Here is a 12,785-nt window from a genome sequence, read left to right on the forward strand (position 1 = left end):
GCGGGGGAGGAGGACGGGGAGTCGGCGCCGGGGAGGAGCGTCAGGACGCGTCCTTCACCATCCCGCGGACCGAGAGCTGGACGACCAGCGGCCGGTGGTCGCTCCCGGCGTCGTCGCGGTCGTCGACGACCTGGTAGCCCGAGACCTCCCAGCGTCCGGAGAAGAGGACGTGGTCGATCGGGGCGCCGAGCGCGGGCGGGACCGAGGACGGCCAGGTGCCCAGGGCGGCGCCGCCCGCGACGGTCCCCGCGTCGCGGCAGCCGCCCAGCGCGGCCGTGCCCGGCAGCCCGGTCCAGTGGTCGACCGTGGAGTTCAGATCGCCGAGGACCACGACGTCCTCCTCCGCGGAGCAGAGCGCGGAGACCGAGAGCAGATCGCTCCGCCACTCCGCGAGGCGCGAGGGGATCGGCGCCATGGTGTGCACCGCGGCGAGGACGGGGCGCTCGGGAGTGTCGGGGCGTGCGACGAGGGACGGCGTCGATCCGGTGACGACCGCGGCGGTGTCGACGCTGTAGCCGCCGAGCGAGGGGGAGAGCAGCAGGGCCGCCCCGTCGTCGGCGCCCGACCCGGCGTAGTGGAGGGTCATCGACATCCCCTGGGCGCTGAGCGCGTTCACGACGTCCTGCGCGTGCGTCTGCGAGACCTCGAGGAGGGCGATGCCGTCGACCTCGCTCTCCCGGGCGAGCGAGGCGATCGTGTCGACGGGCACGCCGTCGTGCAGCACGTTCCAGGTCGCGAGGCGCACGTCGGCGAGGCGGTGGGCGCGCGGAGCGGCGGAGTCGTAGCCCCGCGCTCCCTGCACTCCCGCGAGCACGAGCGCGAAGACGACGCCGAGCGCCGCGAGGGCCAGCGCGAGGCGCCTGACCGGAGCGACGAGGACCGCGATCACGACCAGGACAGCGGCGAGCCCGACGGCCGCCGCGCCCGTCGCGAGCCGGAACGGCACCAGCTGGGCGAAGGGGGCCTCCCGGGCGATCCCGAAGAAGCCGGGCGCCGCGACCACCAGCAGAGCGATCGCCACGATCACCGCCACCGCGGTCTTCACCAGTCTCGTCCCCATCGCCGCCCAGGCTACTAGGGCATCGGAGGGCTCGCAGGCGGCGCGTCTACGATGAGCGCATGCATGTCGACGGGGGCCGTTACGACCTCCACACCCACTCCGTCGTCTCCGACGGCACCGAGGCTCCGGCCGTCCTGGTGCGGGCCGCGGCCGCGGCCGGGCTCGCCGGAGTGGCGCTCACCGACCACGACACGACCGGCGGCTGGGCCGAGGCGCTCGCCGCGGCCGAGGAGGCGGGCATCGACCTGCTGCCCGGCATGGAGCTCTCCTCCCGCGTCGGCTGGGCCAGCGTCCACGTCCTCGCATACCTCGTCGATCCGGCGGATCCGGGGCTCGTGGCCGAGACCGCGCGCATCCGCTCGGCCCGCACGCACCGCGCGGAGGCGATCGTCACCGCGATCGCGGCCGACTACGACCTCACCTGGGACGACGTCCTCGCCCAGACCAGCCCGGGCACCACCATCGGGCGTCCGCACATCGCCGACGCGCTCGTCGCCCGCGGCCTGGCCACCGACCGCTCCGCGGCCTTCGCGGGGATCCTCGACTGGCGCGGCGGCTACTACCGCCCGCACTACGCGCCCGACCCGGTCGACGCCGTGCGCCTGGTCCGCGCGGCGGGCGGGGTCCCGGTCATCGCGCACCCGGCCGCGAGCGCCCGCGGGATCGCGGTCGAGTCGATCCTCCCGCAGCTCGTCGACGCCGGCCTGTTCGGCCTCGAGGTCGAGCACCGCGAGAACACGGCCGACGGCAAGCGCCGCCTGCGCGAGCTCGCCGAGCAGTACTCGCTCGTCACCACGGGCTCGAGCGACTACCACGGCACGGGCAAGCCCAACCGCCTGGGCGAGAACACGACCGCGCGCGCGACCGTCGACGCGATCCGCTCCTCCGCCCGCTGAGTCGCGGAGAGCCGCTGACAGGCGGAGAGCCGCCGGATCACCGTGACCGCTGAGGGGCGGAGAGCCGCTGAGTCGCGTGGGGACACCGCTGAGTCGCGGGAGAGCCGCTGAGACGCCGGGAGCCCGCCCTCCCGCGACGGATCGCGGGGGGACGGGCTCGGGGCGCGGAGGCTCAGGCCTGCGCGTCGGGGCGCGGCGAGCGGCGGCGCGACCGGGTGCGGCGGCGCGGCTCGCTGTTGCCGTCGTGGTGCTCCTTGCTCTCGCTCGAGGGAGCGGGGCCGGTCTGCTGCGGAGCGGTCGAGTCGGCGGAGTCGGAGCGGGTGCGGCGACGCGGCGGCCGGTCGCCCCGCTCGGAGCGCTCGCCGCGGTCGGAGCGCTCGCCCCGGTCCGGGCGCGCGTCGGCCTTCGCCTCGGCGGGGATCGGGGTCGGCTTCAGCCGTCCCTTGGTTCCCGCGGGGATGTCGAGGTCGGTGTAGAGGTGCGGCGACGACGAGTAGGTCTCGACCGGGTCGGGCTGGCCGAACTCCAGCGCCCGGTTGATGAGGGCCCACTTGTGCAGGTCCTCCCAGTCGACGAAGGTCACCGCGATGCCGGTCTTGCCCGCGCGCCCGGTGCGGCCGACGCGGTGCAGGTAGGTCTGGTCGTCGTCCGGGATCGTGTGGTTGATCACGTGGGTGACGTCGTTCACGTCGATGCCGCGCGCGGCGACGTCGGTGGCGATCAGGATGTCCTTCTTGCCGGCCTTGAACGCCGCCATCGCGCGCTCGCGCTGCTCCTGGTTGAGGTCTCCGTGCACGGCCGCCGCGTTGAAGCCGCGGTCGTTGAGCTCCTCGACGATGCGGGCGGCGGCGCGCTTCGTGCGGGTGAAGATGACGGTCTTGCCGCGGCCCTCGGACTGCAGGATGCGCGCGATGACCTCGTCCTTGTCGAGCGAGTGCGCCCGGTAGACGATGTGCTTGATGTTCGCCTGCGTGATGCCCTCGTCGGGGTCGGTCGCGCGGATGTGGATGGGCTTGTTCATGAAGCGGCGCGCGAGCGCGACGATCGCGCCCGGCATCGTCGCCGAGAAGAGCATGGTGTGGCGGGTGGGCGGCGTCTGCGCGAACAGCTTCTCGATGTCCGAGAGGAAGCCCAGGTCGAGCATCTTGTCGGCCTCGTCGAGGACCATCACCTGCACGTTGGCGAGCGAGAGCAGGCGCTGCCCGGCGAGGTCGAGGAGGCGGCCGGGCGTGCCGACGACGATCTGCGCGCCGGCCTTCAGCTGCTCGATCTGGCCCTCGTAGGCCTTGCCGCCGTAGATCGAGACGATCTTGGTCGGCCGATTGGAGGCGGCCAGCTCGATGTCCTCGGTGACCTGCACGGCGAGCTCGCGGGTCGGGACGACGATGAGCGCCTTGACGCCCGGCTCCGGGTCGGTGCCGAGGGCCTGGATGAGGGGGAGGCCGAAGCCGAAGGTCTTGCCGGTGCCGGTCTTGGCCTGGCCGATGATGTCCTGCTTCTGCAGGGCCAGGGGGATCGTCTGCTCCTGGATGGGGAACGGCTCGAGGATGCCCTTGGCGGCGAGTGCGGCGACGATGTCGTCGTCGATGTTCAGATCGGAGAAAGTCACGGAGTGAAGCGCCTGTCGTGTCGAACGGTCTACGCCCCTGTACGACTCCGGGCGCAGGGTCACCGATCCAGCGCCGGTGACATCCCGGCGAGTCTACTGCTCCCGGCCCCGCCGGCCCCGGAACCCCGCTCCTCCGGCGCCCTATGCTGAGGAAATGGCTGCCTGGTTCCGACGTCGACGTCCCCTGCTCGAGGTGCCCCGCCTGACGCCCCGCGGGGAGTCGAGCCAGAAGCGCGACCGCGTCGACCTCGCCGACCTCACCCCCGAGGTGCTGCCCTACCTCGGCCAGGTCGCCTACCTCCAGCTCGCGGTGTTCGAGGTGCTGGCGCGCGCCGTCGCCGAGACCGACGACCTCGCGGACAAGGAGGCCATCTCCTCCGCCGCCGGCACGGCGCTCGCGAAGCACCACGCCGTCGTCGCCGAGCTGCGCCGCCGCGACGTGGAGCCCGGCGAGGCCATGGCGCCGTTCCGCCCCGCGATCGACACCTTCGAGCGGCTCACCCGCGGCGCGGACCTCCACGAGACGCTGCTCTCGGCGTACATCACGGCGGGCCTGCTCGACGACTTCTTCATCCGCCTCACCGGCGGGCTGCCCACCGACGTGGGGCCGCGCATCGCGCAGACGCTCGGCGCGGACACGGGCGTCGACGGCGTGATCGCGATCCTCCGCCGCGAGATCGCCGCGGACGAGCGCCTGGGCTCGCGCCTGGCCGTCTGGGGCCGCCGCCTGGTGGGCGACACCCTCCTCGTGGCGCGCTCCGCGCTGATGGGCTCGGGCAACCACGACTCCGACGAGTCGCGGATCGAGCCGGTGTTCACCGAGCTCATCGCCTCGCACACGCGCCGGATGGACGCGCTGGGGCTCACGGCCTGACGGTTCCCGGCGTCGCACTGCCCCGGAATCCGGAACGACGGAGGCGCGGAAGTCCGAGGACTCCCGCGCCTCCGGCTCGGATCAGGGGGCGACGCGTCCCGAGAGCATCGCCTGCAGGGAGGCCTCGTCGCGGCGGGCGCGGCTGCGCCCGAGCGAGAGGCCGACCGGGACGACGACCACGGCGGTCGCGACGAGGGACAGGACCCAGATCAGGCCGCCGTCCCACGGCAGGCCCGCCCAGGTCAGTGCGACCCAGACGACTGCGGCGACGAGGCCGCCGATCGCCGGGACCAGCACGGAGCCGTGCAGGTGCCGGTGCGGCAGCCCGTAGCGCGCGGCGAGACCGATCAGGACCCCGAACAGGGTGATGAAGAGGAGCTCCACGACGTGTCCGCCCGGGACGCTCTAGGCGACGAAGCCGACGCGGCGCGACTCCTCGGAGCCGACCTCGACGAAGGCGATGGTGGCGGTCGGGACGATGTAGATCTTGCCCTTCTCGTCGCGGAGGCGGAGGACGGCGGTGCCGGCCTCGAGAGCGGTGGTCACCGTCTTCTCGACCTCGGTCACGGACATCGACGACTCGAAGTTGAGCTCGCGCGGGGTGTTGACCATTCCAATACGGATTTCCACCAGCAGTGCCTTTCGGGAGGGGACGAGGGTGTCAGGATACGGGACCGCGCTCGGACGACCGCGCCGGTTTCGCGGTGAGCGGAGCGGGCTGCCGGGGCTCCCGGCGGGGACGGGCGGGAGTGTCGGACCCGGTGGCTACCGTGGTCGTGTGACCGCTCCCGCGACCCCCGCTCCCTCCACCGCAGCCTCCGTCGGCGAGGCGCTCCCGGGCGAGCCCGCGGTCGTGCTGGACGACTCCCAGCGCGCGGTGCTCGCGCTGCCCGAGGGCCGCAGTGCCGCCGTGCTCGGGGCGCCGGGGACGGGCAAGACCACGACGGTCGTCGAGCTGGTCGCCGAGCGCGTCCTCGAGCGGGGGTACCCGCCCGAGTCGGTCGTGGTGCTCGCGGCCAGCCGCACCGCCGCCACCGCCCTGCGCGACGTGCTCGCCCTGCGGCTGGGAGTGCCGACCCGGGGCCCGCTCGCCCGGACCGCGACCTCGCTCGCGTTCGAGGCGGTCACCTCCTCCGCCAAGGAGCGCGGCCTCGAGCGGCCGACCCTCCTGACCGGCGGCGAGCAGGACGCCCTCCTCTCGGAGCTCGTCGAGGGCCACCTCGAGGAGGGGACCGGCCCGCGGTGGCCGGAGGAGTTCAGCCCCGAGGTGCTGCGGCTGCGGACCTTCCGGACCGAGCTCCGCGAGTTCGGGATGCGGGCGACCGAGCACGGGCTCGACTCGGACGCGATCCGCGCCCTCGGGGTCGACGCCGAGCGCGGGGAGTGGAGCGCGGCGGCCGACGTGCTCGACGAGCTGCGCGAGGTGGTCGAGTGGATGGCGCCCCAGGCGGGCACCCGTCTGGACGCGGCGGAGTTCGCGGCCTACGCGGCCGAGGCGATCCGCGCGGGCGAGGGCGGCGAGCGGATCGACGCGCTGCGTCTGGTCGTCGTCGACGACCTCCAGGAGGCGAGCGAGTCGACGCTCGTGCTGCTGCGGGCGCTGACGGAGCGCGGGGTGACCGTGATCGCGCTGGGCGACCCGGACGTGGCGACCAGCGCCTACCGCGGCGCGGCCTCCGACACGCTCGGCCGGTTCGCCGCGAGCATCGGCGCGTCCGACGTCGAGACGCTGGTGCTCGCGCGCGTGCACCGCCACTCGGCCGCGCTGCGGGCGGTCGTGTCGGCGGCCACCGAGCGGATCGGCACCGCGGCGGCCGGCCGGCAGCGGGCGGCGGTCGCGGCTCCGGCCCCCGACGCGGGCCCGGCACCCGTCCTGGTGCTGCACGCCCCGACGGCGGCGCGCGAGGCGGCGACGGTGGCGCGGCTGCTGCGCGAGCGGCGGCTGCGCGACGGAGTGGCGTGGCGGCGGATGGCGGTCGTCGTCCGCTCCGGAGCCGCGGTCCAGCCGCTGGTGAAGGCGCTCGCGGTGGCGGAGGTGCCGACCCGCTCCGTGCTCGCCGGACGGGCGCTGCGCGACGATCACGCGGCCCGGGCGCTGCTCGTGCTGGTCGGCGTCGCGATCGGCGAGCGGCCCCTGGACGCGGAGCTCGCGGCGGAGCTGCTGCTCGGCCCGTTCGGCGGGGTCGACCGGCTGGGGCTGCGCCGGCTCCGGCTCGCACTCCGGGCGGAGGAGCTCGCCGGCGGCGGCATCCGCGCGAGCGACCCGCTGCTGGTCGAGGCCCTCGCCGCGCCCGGCCGATTCGCGACCATCGACTCCGCTCCCGCCCGGCAGGCCGAGCGGCTGGCCGTGACGATCGACCGGGTCCGCCGCCTGCACGAGGAGGGGGGCTCGATCGAGGAGCTGCTGTGGTCGGCGTGGGAGTCCAGCCGCGTCGCGTCCTCCTGGCGCGAGCTCGCCCTCGGCACCGGCCTGACCGCCGCCGAGGCCAACCGCAACCTCGACGGCGTGGTCGCCCTCTTCAGCGCCGCGCGCCGGTTCGTGGAGCGGGCGACCGGGCACTCCGCGGTCGGCTTCGTCACCGAGATCCTCGAGGCGGAGGTCCCCGAGGACACGCTCGCTCCGCGCTCCGTCGAGGACGCGGTCCTCATCGGCACGCCCTCCTCTGTCGTCGGCCTGGAGTTCGACGTCGTGGTGGTGGCGCGGCTGCAGGACGGCGTCTGGCCCAACCTCCGCCAGCGCGGCTCGCTGCTCGATCCGGACGGCCTGCTGCGGCACGCCCGCGGCGAGGGCGGACTGCCGCTCGACGCCCGCAAGGCCACTCTCGACGACGAGCTCCGGATGTTCGCCTTGGCCGCCTCCCGCGCCCGGCGGCAGCTCGTGCTCAGCGCCGTCGCGGGCGAGGACGAGACGCCCTCCCTCTTCTTCCGGCTCACCCCGCCGGACGCGCCGCGGCTCGATCCGGCCTCCGCGGTGCCGCTCACGCTGCGCGGGGCGGTGGCGGCGCTGCGCCGGACCGCCACCACACCGGACTCGACCGAGGCTCCCGCCGCCATCCGAGGGCTCAGCGCCCTGGCGCTCGCGGAGGTCCCCGGCGCCGACCCCTCCTCCTGGTCCGGGGTGCTCGAGCCCTCGACCACGGAGCCGCTCTTCGACGTCGGCGACCCCGAGCGTCCCGTCTCCGTCTCGCCGAGCCGCCTCGAGGCCTTCGAGCGGTCCCCTCTGGACTGGTTCGTCGACGCCGTCTCCGGCTCCACGACGAGCACGGCGATGGGGGTCGGCACCCTCGTGCACTGGGTTCTCGAGAACGCCGAGCGGCCCGATCCGCAGGAGCTGTGGGCGGCTCTCGAGTCGCGGTGGCCCGAGCTGGTCTTCGAGTCGCCCTGGCTGGGGGAGCGGCAGAAGCGCGTCACACGGCGGCTGATCGAGGGCCTCGCGGGCTACCTCGCCGACTTCGAGCGCGGGGGAGGCGTGGTGCTCGGCCGCGAGCAGCAGTTCGAGCTCGACGTCCCGCCCGCCCGGGTGCGGGGCTCGATCGACCGCGTCGAGCGCGCGGCCGACGGCTCCGTCACGATCGTCGATCTCAAGACGGGCCGCAGCACCCCCCGCAAGGACGACATCGCCGAGCACGCGCAGCTGGGCAGCTATCAGCTCGCCGTCGCCGAAGGGGCGATCGAGGCGGCCGACCCGGCCGACGGGGGAGGCGCGAAGCTGCTCTTCGTGGCGACGGGCGTGCGCGGGAAGCCGTACCGCGAGGTGGTCCAGGAGCGCTTCGGCGAGGAGGAGCTGGAGCGGCTGCGCGATCGCGTCCGCGCCGCGGCCCTGGGCATGGCGGCGGCGGGCTTCTCGGGCCTGCTCGACGCGACCCCGTTCTCCCCCGGCGACGCCCTGCGGTACCGCATCCACGCGGTGCCCGAGGTCCCGGGGGACGGACTCCTGGCGATCGACGAGGTCGACGAGACAGAGGACCCGGAGGACTCCGAGGAGCCGGGTCCCGATGCGCCGGCCGATCCTTCCGGCCCCGCCGACCCCGACCCCTCCGCCGTCCTCGAGGAGGAGCTGCCGTGATCGACGCCCTGACCATCGCCGAGCGCCTCGACCTGCGCCCGCCCACCGCCGAGCAGCGCGCCGTCATCGAGGCGCCGCTCGAGCCTGCCCTGGTGGTCGCCGGTGCCGGCAGCGGCAAGACCGAGACGATGGCGAACCGCGTCCTCTGGCTCCTCGCGAACGGCCACGCGGCGCCGTCGGAGGTGCTCGGCCTCACCTTCACCCGCAAGGCGGCGGCCGAGCTCGGCGAGCGCATCGGGCGGAGGATCGACCAGCTCGGCGCGGCGGGCCTGCTCCCGCTCGCGCCCGGGCAGTCGGCGCCCGACCCGTTCGAGGCCGCCACCGTCTCGACCTACAACGCCTTCGCGAACACGATCTTCCGCGACAACGCCGCCCTGATCGGCCGCGAGGGGGACGCGACCGTGCTCTCCGAGGCCTCCGCCTGGCATCTCGCGCGGGGAGTCGTGGCCGACACGGCCGATCCGCGCATCCTCGAGGTGGAGGCGGGGATCGACCGGCTGACCGACCTCGTCGTCTCGCTCGCGCACGACCTCGCCGACAACCTCGCCGATCCGGCCGCGGTCGCCGCGTTCGCCGAGGACTTCCTCCGCCTGGGCGAGCTGCCGCGCGGAGGCAGCGGCTCGGGGCTCTACCGCGAGCTCGAGAAGGCGCTGCAGGCCGTGGGCGCGCTGCCGGTGCTGACGGCGCTCGCCGAGCGGTTCCAGGAGGCGAAGGCCGAGCGCGGCTTCGTCGAGTTCTCGGACCAGGTGGCCCTCGCGCTGCGGATCGTCGACAGGGTGCCGCGGATCGTGGACGAGCACCGCGCGAGGTACCGGGTGGTGCTCCTCGACGAGTACCAGGACACCTCCGTGCTGCAGACCCGCCTCCTCTCGCGGCTCTTCGCCGGGCAGGGAGTGATGGCCGTGGGCGACCCGCACCAGTCGATCTACGGCTGGCGCGGTGCGAGCGCCGAGGGGCTCGGCCGCTTCGGCACCGATTTCGGGGGAGCGGGCCGCTTCTCCCTCAGCACGAGCTGGCGCAACGGCCGCCGCGTGCTGACCGCCGCGAACGCGATCGTGGAGCCGCTGTCGGCGGGGAGCGCGGTCGCGGTCGACACGCTGAGCGCGGGTCCTCAGGCCTCCGAGCACCCGGTCGAGCTCACCTTCCCCGAGACGATCGAGGAGGAGGCGGACGACGTCGCCGCCTGGTTCGCCGGGCGCCTGCGCCAGAACGCCGAGCCGCCGTCGGCCGCGGTGCTCTTCCGGGTGCGCGCGCACATGGACCGCTTCGCCGCCGCGCTGGCGAAGCACGGCGTTCGGTACCACATCCTCGGCATCGGGGGCCTGCTGCGGCAGCCCGAGATCGCCGACCTCGTCGCCGCGCTCACCGTGGTCGAGGACCCGGCCGCCGGCAGCGAGCTCGTCCGCCTCCTGGCCGGCGCCCGCTGGCGTCTGGGCGTCCGCGACCTCAAGGCGCTGCGCGACCTCGCCTCGTGGCTCGCGGCGCGCGACCACGCGCACCGGCTGCTCCCGGAGGAGGTGCGCGAGCGGATGCGCGCGTCCGTCACCGAGGGCGAGGGCGGCTCGATCGTCGAGGCCCTCGACTTCATCGCGGCGCGCCGCCCCGGCGACGACGGGCGGATCGACCACTCCGCGCTCGGCGGGTTCAGCGCCGAGGGCCTGCGGCGCCTGCACGAGGCGGGCACCCTGTTCGCCCGGCTGCGCGCCCGGGCCGGGCTCGACCTCCTCGACTTCGTCACCCTGGTCGAGCAGGAGCTGGGCCTGGACATCGAGGTCGAGGCGAACGAGTCGCGCGGGGACGGCCGCGCCAACCTCGAGGCCTTCCGGGAGGCGGTGGCCGGGTACCTGCAGACGGACGACCGCGGCGCCGGCACCGGCTCCTCCCTCCGCGGATTCCTCCGCTGGCTCGTCCTCGCGGACAAGCGCGACGGCCTGGCCCCGCGACCGGAGGACCCGGAGCCGGGGACGGTGCAGCTGCTGACGATCCACGGCTCCAAGGGTCTGGAGTGGGACCTCGTCGCCGTCCCGCGGATGGTCGACGGCGAGCTCCCCGGCACGCCGGTCGAGGGCTTCCGCGGGTGGGTCAGACTGGGTGCGATGCCCTACGCGTTCCGCGGCGACGCCGCCGAGCTCCCCGATCTCGCCTGGCGCGGCTGCAGCACGCAGAAGGAGGTCGTCGACGCGATCGGAGCGTTCGGCGACACCCTCCGCGAGCGCAACGAGGCGGAGGAGCGGCGTCTCGCCTACGTGGCCGTCACGCGGGCGCGTCACCACCTCCTGCTCAGCGGCTCGTGGTGGGCCGGCCAGGCCAAGCCGCGCGGACCGGGCGTCTTCCTCCGCGACCTCGAGGAGGCCGGCACGATCCCGCCGCTGCCGACCGAGCCCGCGAACGAGGAGAACCCGCTCGAGCGGGCCCCGCGCACGTTCCGCTGGCCCCACGATCCGCTCGGCTCCCGCGGCGACCGGGTTCGCGCCGCCGCCGCCCGGGTCCGCAGCGCCGAGCCCGCTCTGCTCGGGGCGCGCGGCGACGACATCCGCCTGCTGCTCGCCGAGCGGGCGGTGCGGCTGGCCGGGGGCGAGCGCACGCCGCTGCCCACCCGCATCCCCGCCTCCCGGTTCAAGGACATCGTCAGCACTCCGGACGAGGTCGCCGCGCAGCTGCGCCGGCCGATGCCGGAGCGCCCCTACCGGCAGACCCGGCTCGGCACGACCTTCCACTCCTGGGTCGAGAACCGCTTCGGCGTCCAGGGCGGGGCGGAGGCGGTCGACACCTTCCCCGACGAGCTCGACGACGCCGGCCCCGCGTCCGTCGAGCAGGAGCGGCTCGACGCCCTGATCGCCACGTTCGAGCGCTCGGAGTGGGCCGACCGGCGCCCGGAGGCGGTCGAGATCGAGATCCACCTCCAGCTCGCCGGCCACGTCGTCGTCTGCAAGCTCGACGCGGTGTACCCGACGGAGGACGGCGTGCAGATCGTCGACTGGAAGACCGGGCGAGCGCCGAAGGACGCTGCCGACCTCGAGCTCAAGCAGTTCCAGCTCGCGCTGTACCGGCTCGCCTACTCGCGCTGGCGGGGGGTGCCGCTCGAGAGCGTCGACGCCGTGTTCTACTTCGTCGCCGACGACCTCGTGCTGCGGCCCGAGCGGTTCTACTCCGAGCGCGAGCTCGCGGAGTCGCTCTCCTCGGCGACGGGAGCGAGCCCGCGGCCGTGAGCGGAGGAGCCCGTGCGGGCTCCCGGCGTGCGGTTGAGCAGCTCCTCGACCTCTGAGACCGCCAGCACCGGGCCGGTGTCGGTCGAGAGGGGCGCGGAGAGGTCGCCGAGCACGCTGTCGACCAGCGTGTCGAGCATGGTGACCGCGTCGTCCACGATGGCGGAGTCGTCGGTCTCGGTGCCGTGCAGCAGCCAGCGGGCGAGTTCGAGTTCGGCGTAGAGCTGGGCGCGCTGGCGGATCGTGCGGTCCACTGCTCCCGCGCGCATCCGGGAGTAGGCGGAGAGCGCCGTCTCGGAGCCCGGGGCGCTCAGCAGCCAGTGCAGGTCGCGCGCCGGGTCGCCGACCCGCAGCGCCGCCCAGCCGAGCACGGCCGCGACGACGTCGCCGGAGCGGAGGAAGGAGTCGGCGGTCATCGAGCCGTTCACCACGGTCGGGTCGAACTGCCAGAGCGCCTCGTCGGAGGAGGCCGACTCCCAGCGCGCGACGAGCGCCGCCGGGACGTGGCCGGTGTCGGCCGCGCGCTCGATCACCGCGACCGTCTCGTTCACGCTGTCGCGCGCGGTCGCGATCGGCAGGCCCGCCTCCTGGACGAACGACACCGGGAGCGAGTGGATCGCCCCGACGGCCCGGCCGATCGAGTCCGCGAGCCCGCTCTGCGCGGCCACGTCGTCGATGAGGACGCGATCTCCCTCGAGGTACTCGTAGACGACCGCGCGGGTGCCGTCGAACGGCGTCTGCCCGACACTCTCCTGCAGATCGAAGGGCAGGCGGCTGCGGATGCCGGCGGTCAGCGCCCGGAGCGCGACGAGGTCGCCGAGCTGCTCCTGCTCCGCGAGCGCGGACGTGGGCACGCGCACGACGAGGCGGGCGCCCTCGCGCGTCGTCAGCAGGGCGGAGTCGAAGTCGCCGTGCGTCGAGGACGTGAAGGGGCGCGCGGAGCGGACGTCGAGGCCCTCGACGGCCGAGGTGGCCAGCGCGGCTAGAGTGAGATGGGATCTGGCCATGGTTTCCAGGGTAGGCGGCTCGTGCCCGGCCGGCCCGCCGCCACGCGCTGTCCCGCCGATGCCGTCG

9 protein-coding genes are annotated in these 12,785 nt (G+C 74.7%); 4 read left to right on the plus strand and 5 right to left on the minus strand.

Annotation, left to right across the window (positions count from 1 at the left end; genetic code table 11):
* Positions 1–40 precede the first annotated feature (40 nt).
* Complete coding sequence (locus tag C5C39_RS03795; RefSeq protein ID WP_146083871.1) at positions 41–1,060, minus strand: endonuclease/exonuclease/phosphatase family protein; 1,020 nt, start codon at positions 1,058–1,060, stop codon at positions 41–43.
* A gap of 59 nt (positions 1,061–1,119) precedes the next feature.
* On the opposite strand from C5C39_RS03795, the gene C5C39_RS03800 reads away from it, so the two are divergent.
* Entirely contained in the window at positions 1,120–1,956 is an 837-nt protein-coding gene (locus tag C5C39_RS03800; RefSeq protein WP_104224845.1) for a PHP domain-containing protein, read from the plus strand.
* A gap of 172 nt (positions 1,957–2,128) precedes the next feature.
* Here the strand turns inward: C5C39_RS03800 and C5C39_RS03805 are convergent, their stop codons facing one another.
* Complete coding sequence (locus C5C39_RS03805; protein ID WP_104224844.1) at positions 2,129–3,565, minus strand: DEAD/DEAH box helicase; 1,437 nt, start codon at positions 3,563–3,565, stop codon at positions 2,129–2,131.
* 154 nt (positions 3,566–3,719) lie between these two features.
* On the opposite strand from C5C39_RS03805, the gene C5C39_RS03810 reads away from it, so the two are divergent.
* Positions 3,720–4,439: a ferritin-like fold-containing protein gene (locus C5C39_RS03810; protein ID WP_104247820.1), complete on the plus strand. Its 720-nt coding sequence runs from the start codon at positions 3,720–3,722 to the stop codon at positions 4,437–4,439.
* Positions 4,440–4,520: 81 nt separating this feature from the next.
* On the opposite strand, the gene C5C39_RS03815 is transcribed toward C5C39_RS03810, so the two are convergent.
* Together C5C39_RS03815 and C5C39_RS03820 are read right to left on the minus strand one after the other, a co-directional pair.
* A complete protein-coding gene (locus tag C5C39_RS03815) occupies positions 4,521–4,823 on the minus strand; it encodes a hypothetical protein (RefSeq protein ID WP_104226942.1) in 303 nt (100 codons plus the stop codon).
* Between the two features lie 21 nt (positions 4,824–4,844).
* Positions 4,845–5,069, minus strand: coding sequence for a DUF3107 domain-containing protein (locus C5C39_RS03820; RefSeq protein WP_104224841.1), 225 nt, complete (start codon positions 5,067–5,069; stop codon positions 4,845–4,847).
* Between the two features lie 148 nt (positions 5,070–5,217).
* Here C5C39_RS03820 and C5C39_RS03825 point away from each other — a divergent pair, with 148 nt between their 5' ends.
* Both C5C39_RS03825 and C5C39_RS03830 read left to right on the plus strand, forming a co-directional pair.
* Positions 5,218–8,505 carry an ATP-dependent DNA helicase gene (locus C5C39_RS03825; RefSeq protein WP_104352711.1) on the plus strand — a complete coding sequence of 1,096 codons (3,288 nt, stop codon included), beginning with the start codon at positions 5,218–5,220 and terminating at the stop codon, positions 8,503–8,505.
* Positions 8,502–11,714: an ATP-dependent DNA helicase gene (locus tag C5C39_RS03830; protein ID WP_104352712.1), complete on the plus strand. Its 3,213-nt coding sequence runs from the start codon at positions 8,502–8,504 to the stop codon at positions 11,712–11,714. Before C5C39_RS03825 ends, C5C39_RS03830 begins: the two co-directional genes overlap by 4 nt.
* Here the strand turns inward: C5C39_RS03830 and C5C39_RS03835 are convergent.
* Positions 11,651–12,718: a phosphotransferase gene (locus C5C39_RS03835; protein ID WP_104352713.1), complete on the minus strand. Its 1,068-nt coding sequence runs from the start codon at positions 12,716–12,718 to the stop codon at positions 11,651–11,653. The genes C5C39_RS03830 and C5C39_RS03835 overlap by 64 nt on opposite strands.
* Between the last annotated feature and the right edge of the window lie 67 nt (positions 12,719–12,785).

It is taken from the genome of Rathayibacter sp. AY1F3, from assembly GCF_002931975.1.
Classification (GTDB): Bacteria; Actinomycetota; Actinomycetes; order Actinomycetales; family Microbacteriaceae; genus Rathayibacter.

Bases quoted from the DNA above. Each gene is read 5' to 3' on its own strand.
- C5C39_RS03795 (WP_146083871.1), bottom strand. From the start codon at position 1,060: ATGGGGACGAGACTGGTGAAGACCGCGGTGGCGGTGATCGTGGCGATC.
- C5C39_RS03800 (WP_104224845.1), top strand. From the start codon at position 1,120: ATGCATGTCGACGGGGGCCGTTACGACCTCCACACCCACTCCGTCGTC.
- C5C39_RS03810 (WP_104247820.1), top strand. From the start codon at position 3,720: ATGGCTGCCTGGTTCCGACGTCGACGTCCCCTGCTCGAGGTGCCCCGC.
- C5C39_RS03835 (WP_104352713.1), bottom strand. From the start codon at position 12,718: ATGGCCAGATCCCATCTCACTCTAGCCGCGCTGGCCACCTCGGCCGTC.